This window comes from Alteromonas sp. ABD4_190 (genome assembly GCF_056160105.1).
The window spans coordinates 17,946-38,472 of record NZ_JBSWWN010000001.1; the positions used below are offsets into that span (position 1 = coordinate 17,946).

At 44.7% G+C, this 20,527-nt stretch carries 18 protein-coding genes; 2 read left to right on the forward strand and 16 right to left on the reverse strand.

Annotated features, from left to right (window positions below; all coding sequences use genetic code 11):
* Positions 1–26: 26 nt before the first annotated feature.
* Positions 27–464, forward strand: a complete 438-nt coding sequence (locus tag ACXAFM_RS00120) for a host attachment protein (protein WP_474832586.1) — start codon at positions 27–29, stop codon at positions 462–464.
* Between the two features lie 77 nt (positions 465–541).
* Here ACXAFM_RS00120 and ACXAFM_RS00125 read toward each other — a convergent pair whose 3' ends face one another.
* The 7 genes from ACXAFM_RS00125 to lrp all read right to left on the reverse strand — a co-directional run bounded on the left by ACXAFM_RS00125 (position 542) and on the right by lrp (position 8,754).
* Positions 542–1,255, reverse strand: a complete 714-nt coding sequence (locus tag ACXAFM_RS00125; protein WP_474832589.1) for an SOS response-associated peptidase family protein — start codon at positions 1,253–1,255, stop codon at positions 542–544.
* 98 nt (positions 1,256–1,353) lie between these two features.
* Entirely contained in the window at positions 1,354–2,652 is a 1,299-nt protein-coding gene (gene serS / locus ACXAFM_RS00130) for a serine--tRNA ligase (RefSeq protein WP_474832591.1), read from the reverse strand.
* A 10-nt stretch (positions 2,653–2,662) separates the two neighbouring features.
* A complete protein-coding gene (crcB, locus tag ACXAFM_RS00135; protein ID WP_014949631.1) occupies positions 2,663–3,046 on the reverse strand; it encodes a fluoride efflux transporter CrcB in 384 nt (127 codons plus the stop codon).
* Between the two features lie 73 nt (positions 3,047–3,119).
* Positions 3,120–4,427 carry a replication-associated recombination protein A gene (locus tag ACXAFM_RS00140; RefSeq protein WP_474832594.1) on the reverse strand — a complete coding sequence of 436 codons (1,308 nt, stop codon included), beginning with the start codon at positions 4,425–4,427 and terminating at the stop codon, positions 3,120–3,122.
* Positions 4,414–5,175 carry an outer membrane lipoprotein periplasmic chaperone LolA gene (gene lolA / locus ACXAFM_RS00145; RefSeq protein WP_474832597.1) on the reverse strand — a complete coding sequence of 254 codons (762 nt, stop codon included), beginning with the start codon at positions 5,173–5,175 and terminating at the stop codon, positions 4,414–4,416. The genes ACXAFM_RS00140 and lolA overlap by 14 nt, the downstream gene beginning before the upstream one ends.
* A 16-nt stretch (positions 5,176–5,191) precedes the next feature.
* Entirely contained in the window at positions 5,192–7,978 is a 2,787-nt protein-coding gene (locus tag ACXAFM_RS00150) for a DNA translocase FtsK (protein ID WP_474832600.1), read from the reverse strand.
* Positions 7,979–8,268: 290 nt separating this feature from the next.
* Positions 8,269–8,754, reverse strand: a complete 486-nt coding sequence (gene lrp / locus ACXAFM_RS00155; protein WP_474806603.1) for a leucine-responsive transcriptional regulator Lrp — start codon at positions 8,752–8,754, stop codon at positions 8,269–8,271.
* A gap of 185 nt (positions 8,755–8,939) precedes the next feature.
* Here lrp and ald point away from each other — a divergent pair, with 185 nt between their 5' ends.
* On the forward strand, positions 8,940–10,073 hold the full coding sequence (gene ald, locus ACXAFM_RS00160) for an alanine dehydrogenase (RefSeq protein ID WP_474832602.1): 1,134 nt from the start codon (positions 8,940–8,942) through the stop codon (positions 10,071–10,073).
* 123 nt (positions 10,074–10,196) lie between these two features.
* On the opposite strand, the gene pyrF is transcribed toward ald, so the two are convergent.
* The 9 genes from pyrF to serC form a co-directional block, all read right to left on the reverse strand.
* Entirely contained in the window at positions 10,197–10,895 is a 699-nt protein-coding gene (gene pyrF, locus ACXAFM_RS00165; protein ID WP_474832605.1) for an orotidine-5'-phosphate decarboxylase, read from the reverse strand.
* Positions 10,896–10,901: 6 nt separating this feature from the next.
* Positions 10,902–12,071 (reverse strand): lipopolysaccharide assembly protein LapB, encoded by a 1,170-nt coding sequence (gene lapB, locus ACXAFM_RS00170; RefSeq protein WP_474832608.1) that lies wholly within the window; start codon positions 12,069–12,071, stop codon positions 10,902–10,904.
* On the reverse strand, positions 12,071–12,331 hold the full coding sequence (locus ACXAFM_RS00175) for a LapA family protein (protein WP_474832610.1): 261 nt from the start codon (positions 12,329–12,331) through the stop codon (positions 12,071–12,073). Before ACXAFM_RS00175 ends, lapB begins: the two co-directional genes overlap by 1 nt.
* Before the next feature lie 161 nt (positions 12,332–12,492).
* Positions 12,493–14,835, reverse strand: a complete 2,343-nt coding sequence (locus tag ACXAFM_RS00180; RefSeq protein WP_474832612.1) for a PilZ domain-containing protein — start codon at positions 14,833–14,835, stop codon at positions 12,493–12,495.
* Positions 14,836–15,030: 195 nt separating this feature from the next.
* Positions 15,031–15,318, reverse strand: coding sequence for an integration host factor subunit beta (ihfB, locus tag ACXAFM_RS00185; protein ID WP_014949641.1), 288 nt, complete (start codon positions 15,316–15,318; stop codon positions 15,031–15,033).
* A gap of 76 nt (positions 15,319–15,394) precedes the next feature.
* Positions 15,395–17,065: a 30S ribosomal protein S1 gene (gene rpsA / locus ACXAFM_RS00190; RefSeq protein WP_474825808.1), complete on the reverse strand. Its 1,671-nt coding sequence runs from the start codon at positions 17,063–17,065 to the stop codon at positions 15,395–15,397.
* A gap of 119 nt (positions 17,066–17,184) precedes the next feature.
* Positions 17,185–17,856, reverse strand: a complete 672-nt coding sequence (cmk, locus tag ACXAFM_RS00195; protein ID WP_014976668.1) for a (d)CMP kinase — start codon at positions 17,854–17,856, stop codon at positions 17,185–17,187.
* A 184-nt stretch (positions 17,857–18,040) separates the two neighbouring features.
* Positions 18,041–19,324 carry a 3-phosphoshikimate 1-carboxyvinyltransferase gene (aroA, locus tag ACXAFM_RS00200; protein ID WP_474825810.1) on the reverse strand — a complete coding sequence of 428 codons (1,284 nt, stop codon included), beginning with the start codon at positions 19,322–19,324 and terminating at the stop codon, positions 18,041–18,043.
* 1 nt (position 19,325) lies between these two features.
* The gene (gene serC / locus ACXAFM_RS00205; protein ID WP_474832615.1) at positions 19,326–20,411 is read right to left on the reverse strand and encodes a 3-phosphoserine/phosphohydroxythreonine transaminase; all 1,086 of its coding nucleotides are present in this window, start codon (positions 20,409–20,411) and stop codon (positions 19,326–19,328) included.
* Between the last annotated feature and the right edge of the window lie 116 nt (positions 20,412–20,527).

Sequence of the window (20,527 nt, forward strand, 5' to 3'; positions counted from 1 at the left end):
TTACATAAATGGACATAGGAGGCTGTATGACAGTTCAGAAACACTACGTAATTGTGGCCAACCACGACAACGCCACAGCTTACACCTATACCAACCACGGAAGTGCGCTTGTTGAAATAAAGAAATGGCACAATGAGTTTAGTGGCGCGAGTGACCAAGACATTTATACAGATAAACCCGGCAGGCAATCGGCTCCCGCTTCGCAGGTACAGGGCGTTGATAGCATGAACCGAAAAGATGCCGCTGAACTCGAAGATGAACGATTTGCCAGTGACATTGCTGACTGGCTGGATGGCGAGCGTAAACGAGGTGCGCTAGGCTCAATAGATATTATTAGCGGGCCAGGGTTTCTTGGCAAATTGAGAAACGGAATGTCATCTCAATGTTCAGATGTGGTCGATAAAGAAGTGAAAAAGAATGTTTTAGGTGCGGACGAGGAAACCTTGCTTTCTTACCTTAAATAAAGCGTTATTTAGCACAGAGGTTATCACAGGCGGCTGTTGTTATTGCCGCCTTTATTTTGTTCTCTTGCTAGTTTAAATCAATAGTTTTCGTCAGCCTTTAATATATTGACTTCCCCCATTGCCTGAGCGCTTTTAAACGTTTTTACTCGCGTTACTTCAAGGTCGGTATAAATGCAAGGGTTATTCAAAATATACTCTACCTCATCATTTAACGAGCTATGTTTGTCAGCGGTTAGCCACGCATTAATAGCGTGACTATCGTGAGGAAGAAAGCATGGAATAGATTTTTCATGATACTGACTAAAGCCATCTATGGGCGGACGTGTCACCACCGCACAGGAAAACAACCCATTACTAAACCGCCGGTATACCGCGCCAATAAGTAAGGCGCCGCTTGTGGGCTTCATTAAATAATGTGATTTTCCTTTTCCAACCGGGTTAGACTCACCTACTGCCGTTGCTACAACTATAGCCCGCCGTTCACGAATAAACTTTCCCCAATAAGGGCTATCTAAGTTTCGGGCGTTAAATGTTGTTCTGTTCCCAACCTCTAGCGTGTTGCCAACGGGCTTAGCATCAAACCACCATGTCGCATCTATTGTGCTATCACTAGATACGATTATATTGGTTATTTGCCGTTCAGCTGCTTTTCCAAATGCGGGATAAAAGTTAATGACATTGCTTGTGGAAGATTCGTTGACAAAAAGCGGAATGGTTTGTGTTAGCCCGACTTCTTCAAGTAGCGCAATAACGTCAGGTGAGTCAGTAATACGCTGTATAAATCCGCACATAAAGAATATCCATCAATAATATAAAAAAATCCGATACGAATACTCATATCGGATTTCATATTATTACTGGCAGAAATGATTCGCCACTTCAAAGTGGGTTAATTGCTTGCCTTAATCACTTCCTGCCCTGCCATATAAGGCACTAGCGCTTTTGGAATCGTAACGCTTCCGTCTGCTTGCTGATTATTCTCTAAAATAGCAACAAGCGTGCGCCCTACCGCTAAACCAGAACCATTCAATGTGTGAAGAAGTTCAGGTTTATTCGTTTCTGGGTTACGGAATCTAGCCTGCATGCGTCGTGCTTGGAAGTCCAACATGTTTGAACATGAAGAAATTTCACGATAGGTATTTTGCGCAGGTAGCCATACTTCAAGATCGTAGGTTTTACATGCACCAAAGCCCATATCACCAGTACAAAGCAACACTTTGCGGTACGGTAATTCTAGCTTTTGAAGAATAACTTCTGCGTGTCCTGTAAGTGCTTCTAGCGCGTCAAAGCTATCTTCCGGCTTGACTAACTGTACAAGTTCTACCTTATCGAACTGATGCTGACGAATAAGGCCACGGGTATCTCGACCGTACGAACCAGCTTCAGAGCGGAAGCAAGGCGTGTGAGCCGTCATTTTCACTGGCAGTGTTTTCGCATCTAATATTTCATCACGGGCAATGTTTGTCAGCGGTACTTCTGCCGTTGGTATAAGGCTTAGCCCCTGCCCCTCTTCTGTTGCTGGCTTGGTGTGGAAAAGATCTTCACCAAATTTAGGCAACTGGCCTGTACCGTATAAGCTGTCAGCATTAACCAAATATGGCACGTACATTTCTTGATAGCCATGCTCTTGGGTATGGGTATCTAGCATGAACTGAGCAATTGCACGATTTAGGCGAGCAATATCGCCGCGCATCACTACAAAGCGGCTTCCCGTAAGCTTACTTGCGGTGGCGAAATCTAAGCCGTTGTTTAAGCCTTCAGCAACATCTACGTGATCTTTAACTTCAAAATCAAACGTACGCGGCTCGCCCCAACGAGAAATTTCCACGTTGTCGTTTTCGTTTTCACCTTCCGGCACCGATTCATGTGGTAAATTAGGAATGCCTTGGGTAAAGGTATTAATTTCATCTAGCAGTTCGCTAAGCTCTGCTTTAGCGGCATCAAGCTCGTCACCAAGCTTACCCACTTCTGCGAGAAGCGGCGCAATATCTTCACCTTGCGCTTTTGCTTTACCAATGGATTTACTTCGTACGTTTCGCTCGTTTTGCAGATCCTGTGTTCTGGACTGAAGTGTTTTTCTTTTTTCTTCAAGCGAACTGAAAGCTGCTACATCGAGGTTAAAACCACGGGCAGCCAATCGCTTAGCTGTTTGTTCTATATCGCTTCGCAAACACTTTGGATCTAACATGTGTTTCTAATTATCCTTTCATTAATTGAATGGCTAGCCAACCTGCTATTAGGCAAGCGCCAACGTTAAGAAATACATTTGCTGCGGCTTTAAGCCACAACCCGTTTTCTAATAAAGTTAAGGTTTCAACGGAAAATGTTGAGAATGTGGTAAAGGCACCTAATAACCCTACACCGATAAGCGCTCGGTAAGGAGAGTCGCTTAAATCATGACGTTCGATAAAACCGTACAGTAATGCGAGTGCAAACGACCCGACCACATTCACCGTTAGTGTACCAAACGGCATGTGTTTTCCAAATAAGGAATCAACACTTGTGGTAACAAAATAGCGTAAACAGGCGCCGGTCGCACCGCCAGCGGCAATAAAACAATACAAAGCTAACCCTTGAGGCACGAAAACTCCCTAGCGCATTTTTTTATTAACTAATTCATATAATCTGAACTAGTTGAGTTACTTGTCTGCAACTTTACCTTTTATTGTTACTTCTCGCATTAAGTGAATCGAGAAATTCACGCTTGGCTTTCAAAGCTTTCTCTAAACCGCGTTCATTAGGGTTATACAAGCGAGTTCCGGTAAGGCTTTCTGGCAAGTAAGACTCACCCGCGGCAAACGCGTTCGGCTCGTTGTGCGCATAGCGGTAACCATCGCCGTGGCCTAGCTCTTTCATTAGCGACGTAGGCGCATTGCGTAAATGCATGGGAACCGGAGCGTCGGATGTTTTACGTGCCAATGCTTTTGCTTCGTTGAATGCCATATATACCGCATTACTTTTTGCAGCTAAGGCACAGTAAACGGCGGCTTGTGCGATGGCACGCTCGCCCTCTGCAGGCCCTACTCGGTGAAACGTGTCCCAGGCATTAATACAAAGTTGCATTGCTCTTGGGTCTGCATTACCAATGTCTTCAGACGCGATAGCAAGTAGACGTCTTCCTACATACAGCGCGTCTCCCCCGCCATCAAGAATTCTTGCGTACCAGTAAAGGGCTGCGTCTGGATCTGAGCCTCTAACAGATTTATGAAACGCGGAGATTAGGTCGTAGAAGGTATCACCTTTATTATCATAGCTGGCTACTTTTTCGCCCACCGCGTGTTCAACATCGCTGACGGTAATGTCGCTAGCGCTAGTGAAGTCTGCGGCTAGCTCCAAATACGTAAGAAGACGGCGAGCATCGCCACCGCTCAAGTCTATAAGGGCGTTTCTTGCTGTTTCTTCAATACCAAGGGCTCGGTCGCCGAGGCCTTTTTCGCTATCACTCAGCGCTCTATCGATTAATTCAGATAACGCGTGTTGTTCAAGTGTTTTTAGCACGTAAACACGGACTCGGGACAAAAGCGCTTTATTTAATTCAAATGAGGGGTTTTCTGTCGTTGCACCAATAAAGGTGACCACACCCGATTCAACAAATGGCAAAAACGCATCTTGCTGGCTCTTATTAAACCTGTGAACTTCATCTACAAAAAGCAACGTTCGCTGATTGTATCGGGCGTTTTCTTCTGCCGTATCCATAGCGGCCCTAATGTCTTTCACTCCGGATGTAACGGCTGAAATACGCAATACAGACGCATTAGTGTACTGAGCGATTAGCTCCGCAAGAGTAGTTTTTCCGGTACCCGGCGGCCCCCACAAAATCATAGAATGACAGTGACCTGCCTCTAACATTTTACGAAGTGGCTTGCCTTCACCAAGTAAATGGTCTTGGCCGCTGTACTCGCCTATGGAAACCGGGCGCATTCGCGCCGCCAGCGGCGCAAACTCTTGATTAACGTTGGTCATCAACTATGAAGCTATCTGGAATATCAACTGAGAATGTATCGGCGGGTACTGGAAAGCGAGTCTCAATATTATTGAACACTAACGTGCTGATTTGCTGTTGTGCATCAAGCATATTAAGTGAAGTGAGCTCGTTATCTTGATTGAAGGTTAAAGTTAGCGTTAGGATTTGACCGCCTTCTTCTTTTGGAGTGATTTGATAACTTCGCAAGGCATTATCACTTTTGACGTCATTGGCCGAATTACCAGCAGATACACCACTGTTCATTTGGCTGATAGAAAACTTCGACCAGGTTGCTTCATCTGTCGATGTAAGCAAAACGATAGGGTTATCCTTAATCGCATTATCTTGAGAAAGCACCGTCACCTGCTCTACGAAAGTATCTACATTCCACACCGCTTCACCATCAGCTACCAGCAAAGTTTCATCAGGAAACGTGGTTTCCCAGCGAAGCTTATTGGGACGGGTCATGGTTAGCTTACCCTGGGCCTCGTGCACCACATTTTGCTGGGCGTCTACCACTGTTTGGTCGAAGCCTGCACGGAACTGTTTCATGTTGCTCAATCGCGCCTGCAGCGATGAACTCACTGAGTCATTGTTACTTTTTTGGTGCGCCATACCTGTGGTGTCTATGCTGCCTTTAGTAACTAACTCTGTAGAAGCTAATTCCGCCGATGCGTTGGTGGCATTTATCGTTAGTCCGCCGGCGGCTAGTGCGCTTATAAAATAAACCGAAACTGCTTTATTCATTTATTCAATCCATTCGTTATTCTTTGTGGGGCGGCGGTGCAAGCACCTCACGGTTTCCGTTATGCCCCTGTGCACTTACGACACCACTCATTTCCATTTGTTCAACCAAGCGCGCTGCGCGGTTGTAACCGATTCTAAATTTACGCTGCACGCTTGAGACACTCGCACGACGAGTTTCGGTAACAAACGCTACGGCTTCGTCGTAGAATGCATCGAATTCTTGGTCTTCACCCTCAGGCTGCTCACCTGGCAGTAAGACTTCCGCCGTTGCCTCGCCATTCAGGATCTCGTCTATGTATTCTGGCTCACCGCGTTTTTGCCAATCGGCCACTACCGCATGCACTTCGTGATCGTCTACAAACGCACCATGCACTCGGGTAGGTACTGGGCTTCCCGGTGGTAGGTAAAGCATGTCCCCCATACCTAACAAGGTTTCTGCGCCTTGTTGGTCGAGAATGGTTCTTGAATCTATTTTGCTTGATACCTGGAATGCACAACGGGTTGGAATATTCGCTTTAATCAAGCCTGTAATTACATCTACAGACGGACGCTGTGTAGCGAGAATAAGGTGTATACCCGCAGCACGTGCTTTCTGTGCGATCCGTGCAATAAGCTCTTCAACTTTTTTGCCCACAATCATCATCATGTCGGCGAATTCGTCCACTACCACAACAATAGCTGGAAGTTTTGCTAAATCTGGCGCTTCGGCATCCATACTTTCTTCATTCTTCCAAAGCGGATCTTTAATTGGTGTGCCGTTCGCAATAGCTTCTTCTACCTTGGCGTTATAGCCTTTTAGGTTACGTACGCCAAGAGCGCTCATTAGGCGATAACGACGTTCCATTTCACCTACACACCAGCGAAGGGCATTGGCGGCTTCTTTCATGTCAGTAACCACTTCAGCAAGCAAATGCGGTATACCTTCGTAAACCGAAAGCTCAAGCATTTTCGGGTCAATCATGATCATGCGAACGTCTTCAGGCGTGCTTTTATAAAGCAAACTCAAGATCATCACGTTCACACCCACAGATTTACCTGAACCTGTAGTACCGGCAACAAGAAGGTGAGGCATTTTAGCTAAATCAACCACTACCGGCTGACCAGAGATATCTGCACCTAAAACCATGGTTAATGGCGATTTGTTAGACTGGAAGGTATCGCAGCTAATTACTTCACTCAAACGCACCATCTCACGTTTTTTGTTGGGAAGTTCTAACCCAATAACCGACTTACCTGGAATAACCTCTACTACACGAACTGAAATAGCTGACATTGCACGGGCTAAGTCTTTTGATAACCCTGTAATTTTGCTCACTTTAACGCCAGGCGCTAAATCAAGCTCAAAACGCGTAATTACTGGCCCTGGGTACACACCCACTACAGTGGCTTCAATATTGAAATCAGCCAGCTTTTCTTCAACAAGGCGAGAAATACCTTCAATCTCTTCCGGCGTCAGCGGATTTTCGTGTTTGTCAGCACGTTCAAGCAAATCGAACGACGGCATAGGTGGCAAATCAGGGTCAATTTCATTCGATTTCGCTTTAACCGGCTTAGCACCAAGTGCTGCAGGCGTGAATGCTTGATTGCTTTCTTGACTCGCTGTTTGTGCCTGTTCTGCAGGTGCTGGCGCAGGTGTTTCGCTAACACTTACCGAAGGCGCGGGCTTACTTCCTGTTTCATAGGGTAAGTCTTCGTCAAATTCTTCTAGCTCATCAAAATTAATATGCGGGCTTTGCTGGACCTGAGGCTCACTTTGAATACTTTCACTTTCCGGCGACAGTGGCTCATCTTGGTTAGATTTATCCAAGCCTGATTTATCTTTAAAGCTACCCGTTACCGCATTGCGCATACTTGATAATGAAAATGCTGACTTCTTCGTCTCAGGTTCACTTTCGCTCGCATTTGAAAGCGCTTCATCGCTTCGTAAGTTTTCGCTATCTTGCGTCGACTTACCTTCAGCTTGCGCCTTATCGCTGCCATCATAAGTATAAAACGGTGGCTCATCATCAAGCTCATCAATACTGAAAGAGGGTTCATTGCGAGTCGGAGTAGCTCTCTGCGTAGGCGTTTGCGGTTGCTGTGGCTGTTCCTGAGCTTTTACTGAAGACGCCAAGGGTTCTGCCCGCATACTGGTAATATCCAGCTCTGCGGTGTCAGCACTTTCTTGGTTGGAAGACTTATTGGCTAACGCCAAACGTGGCATTTCAAGTGCCAGCAAACTTTGAGGTGCAGACAGGCTCTTGCGACCCAACCATAGCGTCCCTTCCCCTAATCTATCAATAATGGTAAGCCAGCTTATACCTGTTAATAGAGTAAACCCGGTACAAAAAAAGCAAAGCAACAAGAGGATCGTTCCAGCGGTATTAAAATAAGGTATAAGTGCCGAACTAATAACGTCCCCAACAAAACCGCCCGCTGAAAAGTTGTAAATGTCGTCAAAATTTATACTGGCGATGCCCGTTGCACCAAGCGCCATTAACAGCCCACCGATAATTCTTAATCCAATAGTGAGGTAATCGAACTCATCAAGTTCTTTGATGTGTTGAAATAAGAACCAGCCTAAGAAGGCAGAACCGAACGGAAGTAGATAGGCGAGAAAGCCAAATGAAAACAACAGTAAATCTGCAACCCACGCACCTGTTGCCCCTACCCAATTGTGTATGTCTAATTGTAAACCAGCCTGACTCCAACCTGGATCACCTGGATGAAAAGATACTAGTGCCAGCAATAAGAAGAAGGCGAAAACACAGGCGATAATCATGCCTGCTTCCCACACTCGCTGAACCCCTGTTAATCGCGCCATAACCCTAAAGAACCTTCAATTTCTATCGCATGTAGTTTTATATCGACTAATGGTCTTAGCCTATACGTACTATCTTTGCGTTAAACGCTACAAAGAGCTTAGCGAACTCTTTGCAATCCCTAAATAATTATTATTTGAGTAATGTTGGTAAGTAGCTGAGCCTATTAAGAAAGCTATTGGGATGCTCCCCTACCCTATTGTATGTGAACCGCAACAATCCTTTCGTTGCACACAAACACTGTATTTTTGCACAGCCTACCATAAAAACACGCTATTGAGCCATGCTTTCATTACTTCAAATTAATGCGCAGTGATGATGTGCTTTTTACTTCTTCCATCACAACATAGGTCCGAGACTCACTTACACCCGGTAAACGCAATAAGGTATCACCCAACAGTTTTCTATAACTGCCCATATCCGCAACACGGGCTTTTAATAAGAAGTCGAAATCACCAGATACCAAGTGACACTCTTGAATATCGTCATGCAGTTTTACCGCAGCAGAAAATTCTGCAAAGATATCTACCGATGTTTTGGTTAATGTAATCTCAACGAACACGAGCATAGCAGCGCCAAGCTTTTCTGGGTCAACTAACGCGTGGTAGCCCTTTATATAGCCCTGAGTCTCTAATCTCTTGACTCTCTCTAAGCAAGGGCTTGGACTTAAGCCCACCTCTTTAGCAAGTTCGACATTAGATATACGCCCGTTTTTCTGCAGTTGTACCAGTATATTCCTGTCTATCCGGTCAAGGTGTTTAGGCGTCTTTACCAGCATATAAAATACCTTACAAGCTATCTTTTAAAGGATTATATGCTACATAACTTCATTATTCAGCAGATAGTTCGTTTTTTTATGACGTATACTCGCCAAATAGGTTTACGGGCTTTCAAGACCGATTGCTACGAAACAAAGTTCAACCAGAGCCGCATAGAAGCTCGTTATAAAATTGAGGACGATACATGTTAGTTGGTGTACCAAAAGAAATTAAGAACCACGAATATCGTGTTGGCTTGACGCCAGCAGCAGTAAAAGAATTTGTTACTCACGGTCATAGTGTTCTTGTTGAAACTAATGCCGGTGATGCTATCGGTTTCACTGACGAAATGTATGTCGAAGCAGGCGCAGCCATTGCACCTACTGCTGAGCAAGTGTTTGCTGAAGCGGAAATGATTGTAAAAGTGAAAGAGCCTCAACCAAACGAATGTAAAATGCTTCGTAAGGGCCAAACACTTTATACATACCTTCACTTAGCCCCAGATCCTACGCAAACTAAGTTGTTAGTTGAGTCAGGCGCTACCTGTATTGCTTATGAAACAGTAACTGACGACCGCGGTGGTCTTCCATTGCTTGCACCAATGAGTGAAGTAGCGGGCCGCATGTCTGTTCAAGCTGGCGCGCACTACCTTGAAAAAGCGCACGGCGGCAGCGGTACCCTTCTTGGTGGTGTACCAGGTGTAGCGCCAGGCAAAGTATTGGTAATTGGTGGTGGCGTTGTAGGAACTAACGCTGCGAAAATGGCACTAGGCCTTGGCGCAGACGTCACCATCCTAGACCGTTCGCTTCCGCGTCTTCGCCAGCTTGACGATATCTTTAACGGTCAAGTTAAGACGGTTTACTCTACGGTTGATGCTATCGAGCATTACTCTTCTAAAGCCGACCTTGTTGTTGGCGCAGTCCTTATTCCTGGCGCAGCAGCACCTAAACTACTTACTCGTGAACAAATTAAAGCGATGAAGCCAGGCTCTGTACTTGTAGATGTTGCTATTGACCAAGGCGGATGCTTTGAAACATCTAAAGCCACTACGCACCAAGACCCAGTTTATATTGTTGATGACGTTGTTCACTACTGTGTTGCAAACATGCCTGGCGGCGTTGCGCGCACTTCTACTATGGCGCTTAACAATGCGACCTTGCCATTTGGTTTGGCTCTGGCAAACAAAGGCCCAGCGAAAGCTATGTTAGAAGACAAGCACTTGCTAAACGGCTTGAACGTTCACGAAGGTAAAGTAACCTATAAAGCGGTAGTTGATGCACTAGGTGAAGAACTAGGTTTAACCTATACGCCAGCTGAAGTAGCGCTTAAAGGCGAATAAGGTTTTTCGATTATTTTAATGGCTCTTGAGCACTCTCGTGAATAAAGAGCCTTAAAAATGGCTTAAAGAAAAAAGCTCGGTATGTGAACACGGCATCCGAGCTTTTTTGTATTTGCATTAAGTCTAACCGTTTATTGATTCGTTTACGGACTTCAATACTGCAATAGGGTCATCTGCTTTGGTAATAGGCCGTCCCATTACCAAATAACTCACGCCTGCTTTCATTGCATCAGGTGGCGTCATAACACGTTTCTGGTCGCCAGCGTCAGCGCCTACAGGGCGAATACCTGGCGTAACTAATAGAAAGTCATCGCTGTGTTTTTCGCGCAACGCGCTGGCTTCCTGTGCTGAGCAGACGATGCCGTCTAAACCTGCTTTTTCTGTTAGTGCTGCCAAGCGCAGTACTTGTTGCTCTGGCGTTACGCCGCTTACTACATCAGCCAGCTGCGCCTCGTCCATGCTGGTAAGTACGGTAACCGCAATAAGCTTAGTTTGAGGATTACTGCTTGTTGCAATCGCCTCTTTAGCCGCTTGCATCATAGGTAGGCCGCCGGATGCATGTACGTTTACCATCCATACACCTAGCTCCGCCGCTGCTTTACACGCTTTCGCTACTGTATTTGGAATGTCGTGGAATTTTAGATCCAAGAAAACGTCAAAGCCTTTAGCAATTAGCGCTTTTACGAATTCCGGCCCGAATAAGGTGAACATCTCCTTGCCCACTTTTAGCTTGCATAAGCTTGAATCTAATTTATCAACAAACGCTAATGCAGTGTCTTTATTGTCATAGTCTAATGCAACAATAACGCGTGGGTCATGCATGTTCTTTTATTCTCCGTCTAGCCCTTTAATAGGTTTGACTACACCCCACTTTTTACAGCTAGGGCATAACCAATATAATTTTCGGCCGGAAAAGCCACAGCTGCCACAGCGATATTTAGGGCGCTGCAACATTTGCTTTTCAACCAATTCTTTAAGTAAGCGTAAACTATCAGCCGTAGTTTTATCTGAAAGCTGATCTATATAAAGCCCCATGAGGGTTTTAAAACCGCGCATGGTCGGGCGTTTACGAAGCTGTTCTAATAAATATTCTGCGGCTTGGGCTGTTTCACCGCGCTTCATTAGCACATCAACCATGGCTAAATAAGACGTTGCACACTCTTGCCAATGCGCTTCTAAGTTTTTCTGAAAACTATCCCAGTCGTCCGTCTCTTCGGCAATTTTTTCTAAGCTAGGCACGGCTTCGCTGAACCAATTAATATCGCGTTCGGCTACTTGGGTAAAATACGCGTTGGCATCAGTAAAGCGTTTCTGATCAAGCGCTATATCACCTAACATAAGCCACGGCCTAACCGCATGTTCGTCGGCGTTTACCGCTTTTTGTAATAAGGTCAATGCCGCCCCTTGGCTATCGTTCTTCAATTCAACCGATGCCTGTTCACAATAAAAATGGGCTAAGCGTTCGCACAGGTCATCATTATCACCATGACATTGCACCATACGCTCCGCTAACTCTATCGCTCTTTCCCACTCTTTCGTGGTTTGATAGATGCTAAACAGCTGTTGCTGGGCAACCAAATAATGTTTTTCACTGTTTAAAAGCTGAAGAAATGCGTTTTCCGCGCGCTCTAAAAAGCCGGCTAGCGTATAATCGTGACCGAGTTCTCGAAGTGCATTTTCTCGTTGGGCGGGCTGGAGTTCGTCGCGACTAACCAAGTTTTGATGGACTTTAATGGCGCGATCTATTTCTCCGCGATGACGGAAAAAACTGCCCATTGCAATATGAGTTTCCACCGTATCGCTATTTACGTTAATCATTTTAATTAGCGTATCAACAGCTTTATCAGGTTGGTCTGAAAGTAAAAAGTTTAGCCCTTTATAGTAATGCTTAGATAGGATACTTGACTGTTTTCGCTGCGCTTGACGGACACTGTTTCGGCCCATTATCCAACCGTACCCTGCCGCAACAGGTAAAAGGAGAAACAGCAGTTCGAGCATTAGTGGTCTTGTTCCAAACTCTGTATTTTCGATTGCGCAGACATCAACTGAACACGTAACTTCAGCCAACTCATTAACATGATTAAAATGCCGATACCCACGCCTATTGAAAGTGTAATCGCAATCAATGTTGATAAGCGAAGATTCGCCTGAGCAATTAGATAATTAACTGTTACTTGTGCTTCATTTTGAGAGCCAATCACAAATGCAATGGCAAGTAGCACTAAGATAATGAGAAACGCTAGGATCCCTTTCAACACTCAACCCTTTTTTGTTGATTTATTTACAAGAATAGCAAAATGCGAAAAGAGATAACACTAAAAGCGTGTTGGAAATGATGTTATACCAATACACATAGATGATTTTCCACTCAGAAGGTGCGACAAGTACCCTAGCAAAACGTGGGAATGCAAAAATGATATTAAGCTGCCCCTTCACCATCAAGTTCATGGCGCTGAGGTTTTGCTATGAGATTATCTACCACTAAATCATGGTGAAGCGCAGACATATTCGTAATGAAAATACAGTGAGTATAACCTGCTTGCATAGTTTCAAGCTTGTCATACATAGCTTTATCTAACTTCGAAAGCTGAGCTAGCCGCTTTTTGGTCAACGGTGTTATAGCCCCGTGGCAGCGTATTGCGGTAACATCAGTAGCACTTAACTGGATTTTTTCTTCATCTAACTGAGTTTTGATTTGCATACGTAGCTTAGAGAACAAAAAATCGCGTTCTTTTATGTATACGAGACGGCTGTCGCTTTTTCTAACGCAATGCACAACTAAAGCTTTTTCAGAGGTTTCTTTAAACATGGCTTCTAATATTTGGGATTTAGGCTTTGCCTGACCTTTGTCTGCAAAGAAACCATGAAGCGGGATGATATTTTGTGTACGTGAAAAAGGATAAAGATCGTCGGAGGCATCGCTTTGATAGACGGTTTTTAGCCTGTCGAGTGTAAACCTATTCATTACGCAAAGTACCGATAGCGACGGCATATGCCTTACGGCAAGCTCCCAAATGTAACGATGTGTTGATCGCTGAATACGAGCAATATCTCTCACTTTAAAATAAGCCGTATTCTCTTCAACCATGTGATCGACGTTAGAGCTCACTTTAGCTTTGCGTGTGTCTTCTACGAGGCATAGCCTGACCACGCCAGTTTCAGCTTGGTAATGCACAACCTTATATTTTTCACCTTTAATTTTTAGTTCCGGCACAGAAACTCGTATCTCTTTTTGCAGATCGCTGTGCGGCGCAACTGTCAATTTCATACCGCTGGCGCTTAAATCGGCTACTCGCGCGTCAAGAGAGGTAAGCAAGCCTACTTTAATGGAAGCGGGTTTATCGATAACGTAGCGAGTTTCACTCCGTCTATCTAAATCTTCTTCCATGACATAATCTATGCGCCAGTTGTCACCGCTAGCTTTCAACGTTTTAGACAAAGGCTTGAAATCGCATTTAGCAGAAAGCGTTAAGTTTGTGAGGTAGGCTGAAACATCTTTGCAGTATAAAACATGGGAGATCTGGGCAAGCTGCTCAAATTCTTTACTCGCAATATCGTGAATAGCAAAGGCTTTTTGTTTATCTTCACGGGTTACACTATCGAGTCGACAGTGCGTACAAATGAAGTCACCACCTTTAGCAAGCAGATACACAAGCGCATTAAGTTGTTTAAGCGCAAGGAGTTGCCTATGCGTTGCGGTTATCTGTACGTTACCATTTTTGGTTTTAATGTTGCCGTGAAATACATAAGCTTCGTTGTACTTTCGCAACTCATCAACTAACGTTTCGAATATAGGCTTATCTTGCAAGCTTGCCAGTAGCTTACCTGCATCATTGTGTTCAACATTAGCTTTGGTAAAAAGTGCAATGATAGGTTTGAGCGACTTTCCTTCTGGCGCGAGAAATACCGGCATCCATGGGCTATTTTCAAGTATTCGGTCGCGCTCTAGTTCTTGCATAGCACGCTCTATTTCTAAATCTCGCTGCAGTGGTTGCTTATAGGCAGTTACCGAAACATAACGTTTGAGCGTTGCTAAAAACCCCTTATCGACGTCATCTAAAAAATTAAATGACGTTTCGTATTTCCCTAAATGTTTATTGTATTTTACAGACTCTAGTTCAAGGGTAATTTCAGTAGGTTCTTTGGTTAGGCCTTTAACTTCTGGGATAGTGAAAGTGATAATATCGCCAGTTGATGCATTGGGGGGCCTTTTTGTTTCCAGTGCAATACCTCTATGCGACATAGAGCTTATGGAGCAATGTCGACCTTTCTCAAAGTCAGGAGAAGACAGAGTAAAGTTTGGGCGGATGGCAATGTCATCACCGAAGTCGATATCAGTAAATGATTGACTCTCAACATTGAACGCATCAACGATTTTTTTAAACTGTTCTTTTTTTATCTGGTTTTGGTAGAAGTCTGAGTTCATTACTGACTCAAACACACCTACGGTGTACCTGTCTTGATAAAGCGATGTCTCGTTTTTGAGGATCTGCGCGCCAACTTTATCAAGGCGCATCTGAACACCGAAGTGCTTGAATTTCATTACAGGGAATTGGGCAAAGGCAGAATTATCAGCAGGTGCGTCGGTTAACGATGTTAATCGAACAACCTCTTCTTTCACGACTTTTCGGACACTACTGGGCAAACGCTTCGAAAACTTGTTAATTCCCTCTAACAACCTATTTTGTTGTTCATAAGGAATTAACGCGCGAATGAGCGGCTGGTACTGCTTTATTATTGCTTGTTCGTCGCCGGCTGACATTACATCTATGTATACCGTTTATTATTATCAGAATAATATATAACCCTATTTAAGTCGGGGTCAATAGGCATTAAAAATTAAACAAAAGTATATCGGGGTATTCGTGAATTTAAGCTTGACAGTAAGTTATACCAAATATGATGATTTTTATCATCAGACACAAAAAAGCCGCTTTACAGCGGCTTTTAAAATGCATTATGCGATTGAGGCATCTACTCTTTCACGAAGCTCTTTACCGGGCTTAAAGTGCGGTACATATTTACCGTCCAGTTTCACTGTTTCACCCGTTTTTGGGTTTCTACCTACGCGTGGAGCGCGATAGTGAAGAGAGAAACTGCCGAAGCCTCTAATTTCAATACGCTCGCCCTTTTGAAGGGTCTGCGCCATTTGCTCTAGAAGTTCTTTAATAGCCAGTTCGAGTTCTTTCGCCGGAATATGACGCGCTTGATCCGCGAGCCGTTCAATTAATTCAGACTTGGTCATGCTTAACCTCATTGTCAATATTATTGTTTAAACAGCTATCGCGAATTGGGTGTGCAGATGCACACCCACAAAAGCATTATTCGCCTTTAGCAGCTTTAAATGCTTCTGCCATCGCGTTAGCGAAACCAACATCTTCTTGCTGGTTAACTTTATCGATAGCTTCTTTTTCGTCAGCCTGATCTTTCGCTCTAACAGATAGGTTAACAGTGCGGTTCTTACGGTCAACGCCCATGAACTTCGCTTCGATGCTATCACCAACGCTTGCTACTTCAGTTGCGTCTTCAACACGCTCTACAGCAAGATCTGCAACGCGGATGTAGCCGTCAACTTCTTCAGCTAGGTTTACAGTAACGCCTTTCGCATCAACTGCTGTTACTGTACCAGTAACGATAGCACCTTTCTTGTTATCTGTCAGATACTTGTTGAAAGGATCTTCTTCGATTTGCTTAACGCCAAGAGAGATACGCTCACGCTCTGGGTCGACTTGTAGTACAACTGCAGAGATTTCATCGCCTTTCTTGTAGTCGCGAACCGCGTCTTCACCAGACTTGTTCCAGCTGATGTCAGAAAGGTGAACTAGACCGTCGATGCCGCCGTCAAGACCGATGAAGATACCGAAGTCAGTGATTGACTTGATCTTACCAGACACTTTGTCACCTTTTTCGTGTGACTCAGCAAATGTTTCCCAAGGGTTAGCAATGCACTGCTTAAGACCTAGAGAAATACGACGACGCTCTTCGTCAATTTCAAGAACCATTACATCTACAGTGTCACCTAGGTTAACAACTTTAGATGGGTGGATGTTCTTGTTAGTCCAGTCCATTTCAGAAACGTGTACAAGACCTTCAACGCCGTCTTCGATTTCAACGAAGCAGCCGTAATCAGTAAGGTTAGTAACCTGACCGTTGATCTTAGTACCTTCTGGGTAACGAGACGCAATTTCTTGCCATGGATCGTTGCCCATTTGCTTCATACCAAGAGAAACGCGCTGCTTCTCTTTGTCGAACTTAAGTACTTTAACGTTGATTTCGTCACCAACATTCACGATTTCACTTGGGTGCTTAACGCGCTTCCAAGCCATATCAGTGATGTGTAGAAGACCGTCTACGCCACCAAGGTCAACGAACGCACCGTAATCGGTAAGGTTCTTAACGATACCCTTGATTTCGTGACCTTCTTCAAGGTTAGCAAGAAGCGTTTCGCGCTCTGCGCTGCTTTCTGCTTCGATAACTGCACGACGAGAAACAACAACGTTGTTACGCTTAGCGTCTAGCTTGATAACTTTAAACTCAAGCTCTTTGCCTTCAAGGTGCGTAGTGTCACGTACTGGACGTACGTCAACAAGAGAACCAGGAAGGAACGCGCGTACACTGTTAACTTCAACAGTGAAACCGCCTTTAACTTTACCGTTGATAACGCCTTTAATTGTAGCTTTATCTTCGTAAGCTTTTTCCAGCTCAACCCAAGCTTCGTGACGCTTCGCTTTTTCACGAGAAAGGATAGTTTCACCGAAACCATCTTCAACTGCATCTAGTGCAACGTCTACTTGGTCACCGATAGCGATTTCTAGTTCGCCTTCAGCATTTTTAAATTGGTCAGCTGGGATAGCACTTTCTGATTTCAAGCCTGCATCAACAAGAACGATGTCTTTGTCGATAGAAACAACAGTACCTTTTACAATTGAACCAGGACGTGTTTCTAGTTCTTGTAAGCTTTCTTCAAAAAGTTGTGCAAAATTTTCAGTCATAAGTCTCAAATAAACTTTTAAGTTGATATCCACGCTTCTTATCCGGATAACGCGGGGTTATTAAAATTAGTCGCCACTTCCTGTAGCAACACTGCTTTGGATGCGATCAGCTCTCGTCATTAAAGGCGTGAGGAAATAATATCCATCGCTTTTTCAAAGACTTGGTCAATATCCAAGTCCGTTGAATCTATAATTACTGCATCTTGTGCCGGTACCAAAGGAGCCACCGCACGTTGTGTATCGCGCTCGTCTCTTGCCTTGATATCGGTTAAAAGGCGCGCAATATTAACATCCATGCCCTTTGCTTTCAACTGGCTATAGCGCCGTTCAGCACGGGCCTCTGCGCTTGCTGTAAGGAAAATCTTTACAGGCGCATCAGGAAATACCACGGTCCCCATGTCGCGGCCATCAGCAACAAGACCTGGATCTTGTTGGAAAGCACGCTGTCTGCGAAGTAGCGCTTCGCGAACACGAGGTAATGCTGCAACTTTTGACGCCACGGCGCCAACTTCTTCGGTGCGAATATCGTCTGTAACGTCTTCGCCTTCCAAAATAATGCGAGTGGTATCGCCATTCGTCTCGAAACTAACATCAAGACCGGTTGCTAGAGGAACAACACATTCTTCATCATCACACGGAAGGTCGTGGTGTAGTGCAGCAACTGCTAATACGCGGTAAATTGCGCCGCTATCTAGAAAGTGCCACCCTAATTTTTTTGCTAGCAAGCTACTTAACGTACCTTTGCCTGCACCACTAGGACCGTCAACCGTGACTACGGGTGTGGAATGCATACCTGCTCCATCGTTTAAATTACTAAAAATCGCGCGCAATTATACGCTTTAGTGAGAGATAAGCAATGCCGCCTCTTAGAGTCGGCATTGTACATTAGGATAAATCTGATTCAGATCAACGAAGCAACTAAAGGGTTAACCTACATTGCCCTTCATTAACCTCTGACTCATTTTTACAAGGCTTTTACGCGCTATATAAAGTTTTAAAGCGGGTAAAATAGTCTGGGAAGGTTTTGCGTGTACAACCTGGGTCGTTTATTGTGACCGGCGTATCGCTTAATGCAACTAGTGAAAAGCACATTGCAATACGGTGGTCGTTATACGTATCTATTTCAGCATGTTTTAGCGAATCAGTCGGCCATACTTTTATATAGTCGTGCCCTTCTTCTACTTTCGCACCTAGCTTTTGAAGTTCGGTTGCCATAGCCGCAAGTCGGTCTGTTTCTTTAACACGCCAGTTATAGATGTTAGTCATGGTCGTAGGGCCTTCAGCAAACAGCGCTGTAGTGGCAATGGTCATGGCGGCATCCGGAATATGGTTCATATCCATGTTCACACCTTTAAGTGGCGCACCGGTTATTTCAACATATTCATCGTTCCACACTACCTTTGCACCCATGGCTTCGAGCACGTCAGCAAAGCGGATATCACCTTGAATGCTTTTCTGCCCAATTCCGGTTACGCGTACCGTTCCACCTTTAATGGCGCCGGCTGCAAGGAAGTAAGATGCAGAAGAAGCATCGCCTTCTACCATAAATTTACCTGGCGCAACGTACTTAGCGTTGCCAGAAACCGTAAACGTCTGGTAGTTGTCATTCTCAACAGTAACACCAAATTTAGCCATGGTGTCTAGCGTGATATCGATATAAGGCTTAGACACTAATTCGCCTTTAATACGAATAGTCACATCTCCTGAAAACAGGGGTGCTGCCATTAAAAGCGCCGTTAGAAATTGGCTAGACACGCTGCCATCAACCGACATTTCGCCACCGTTTAACGTCTTGCCTTTAATTTGAAGCGGAGGGTAGCCTTCATTTTTAAGGTAAGACACGTCAGCATCTGCTTCGCGTAGCGCATCAACTAAATCGCCAATTGGGCGCTCTTCCATACGCGGCTCACCAGTAAGTACGGTATCAACGTTACTTGCAGCAAGTGCTGCACATAAAGGACGCATTGCGGTACCGGCATTACCTAAGAAAAGCTCAAGTGGTTCAGCTACGTTAAAGGCCCCACCGTTACCTTGAACAACACATTGAGTTTTGTCTTCGCTTAAGCGATAGCTAACACCTAACTTCGTAAGTGCATTAAGCATATGCTCGATATCTTCGCTATCGAGCAAGTTGGTTAATTCAGTTTCACCTTCAGCCAACGCGGCAAGCAATAGTGCGCGATTAGACAGACTTTTTGAGCCAGGTACATTGACCTCTCCCGATACTTTTGCAATCGGGTCTAATGTTAACTGCTCCATTTTATCCATTCACTCTTTCAAATTCGCGCATAAATTCAACTAGCGCAACAATGCCCTCTACTGGCATTGCATTATAAATACTGGCACGCATGCCCCCTACCGAACGATGCCCTTTAAGAGCAAGTAACCCTGCTTCTTGTGACTTTTTAAGGAACAACCCGTCAAGTTCAGCATTGGCTAAATGAAACGGCACATTCATTTTTGAACGGTTATCAGGGTGAACTTTACTTGAATAGAAGTCAGAACTGTCGATAGCTGAATACAATAACGCCGCCTTTTCAGCATTGCGTTTAGCCATAGCGTCAACGCCGCCCATGTCTTTAAGCCACTCAAATACAAGCCCCGCTAAGTACCATGAAAACGTTGGCGGTGTGTTGTACATAGAGTCAGACTTTGCCGCTAATGCATAATCAAAAATTGACGGTGTTTCTTTACGTGCTTTGCCAACTAAGTCTTCGCGAACGATAACCACAGACAAACCGCTTGGGCCGATATTCTTTTGTGCGCCGGCGTAAATAACACCGTGTTTTGCCACGTCTAGCGGTTGTGACAATATGGTCGAGGACATATCAGAAACCAGCGGAACCTTTCCTGACTCCGGTAACCAATCGTAAGCAATACCGTCTACCGTTTCGTTCGGGCAAAAATGGTAATAGGCCGCAGACTGATCGATATCACTCAGAGCAGGCTTAGCGATGTAGTGAAGCCCGTCCTTTTCTGTAACGTCGCCCACAACTACCGCATTATTGTATTTATTCGCTTCACTCACCGCGCCTTTTGACCAAGAGCCGCTCACTAAATGAAGGCTGGTATCACCGGCGGATGACAAATTGAGGGGAACAGCGGCAAATTGACCGCGTCCACCACCGTGTGTGAAAAGCACATGGTAGTTAGATGGCACGGATAGCAAGTCACGCAAATCCTGCTCTGCTTTTGCGGCTATCTCAATGAAGTCTTTACCACGATGACTGACTTCCATAACAGAACAGCCTAAATCGCGCCAATTTGTAAATTCTGATTGTGCCTTTTCCATCACTTCTTTGGGAAGCATGGCCGGCCCAGCACTAAAGTTAAAAACCTCTTTCATTGCGTTTTTCAACACCTGTAGATAAGTACCGTTCAACCCGCTTTATCATAGACATTTTGCGAGCTTATTAGGTAAACAAGCGGCAAAAGCCGCTTGTTTGAAAGAACACTGATAAT

Coding starts and splice junctions, on each gene's coding strand:
- lrp (WP_474806603.1), bottom strand. CDS start 8,754: ATGCTGGTAAAGACGCCTAAACACCTTGACCGGATAGACAGGAATATA.
- aroA (WP_474825810.1), bottom strand. CDS start 19,324: ATGGAGCAGTTAACATTAGACCCGATTGCAAAAGTATCGGGAGAGGTC.
- lapB (WP_474832608.1), bottom strand. CDS start 12,071: ATGCTCGAACTGCTGTTTCTCCTTTTACCTGTTGCGGCAGGGTACGGT.
- ACXAFM_RS00125 (WP_474832589.1), bottom strand. CDS start 1,255: ATGTGCGGATTTATACAGCGTATTACTGACTCACCTGACGTTATTGCG.
- ACXAFM_RS00140 (WP_474832594.1), bottom strand. CDS start 4,427: ATGACCAACGTTAATCAAGAGTTTGCGCCGCTGGCGGCGCGAATGCGC.
- ACXAFM_RS00180 (WP_474832612.1), bottom strand. CDS start 14,835: ATGTCAGCCGGCGACGAACAAGCAATAATAAAGCAGTACCAGCCGCTC.
- pyrF (WP_474832605.1), bottom strand. CDS start 10,895: ATGCATGACCCACGCGTTATTGTTGCATTAGACTATGACAATAAAGAC.
- ACXAFM_RS00120 (WP_474832586.1), top strand. CDS start 27: ATGACAGTTCAGAAACACTACGTAATTGTGGCCAACCACGACAACGCC.
- ald (WP_474832602.1), top strand. CDS start 8,940: ATGTTAGTTGGTGTACCAAAAGAAATTAAGAACCACGAATATCGTGTT.
- cmk (WP_014976668.1), bottom strand. CDS start 17,856: ATGCATTCCACACCCGTAGTCACGGTTGACGGTCCTAGTGGTGCAGGC.
- serC (WP_474832615.1), bottom strand. CDS start 20,411: ATGAAAGAGGTTTTTAACTTTAGTGCTGGGCCGGCCATGCTTCCCAAA.
- ACXAFM_RS00150 (WP_474832600.1), bottom strand. CDS start 7,978: ATGGCGCGATTAACAGGGGTTCAGCGAGTGTGGGAAGCAGGCATGATT.
- serS (WP_474832591.1), bottom strand. CDS start 2,652: ATGTTAGATCCAAAGTGTTTGCGAAGCGATATAGAACAAACAGCTAAG.
- ihfB (WP_014949641.1), bottom strand. CDS start 15,318: ATGACCAAGTCTGAATTAATTGAACGGCTCGCGGATCAAGCGCGTCAT.
- lolA (WP_474832597.1), bottom strand. CDS start 5,175: ATGAATAAAGCAGTTTCGGTTTATTTTATAAGCGCACTAGCCGCCGGC.
- rpsA (WP_474825808.1), bottom strand. CDS start 17,065: ATGACTGAAAATTTTGCACAACTTTTTGAAGAAAGCTTACAAGAACTA.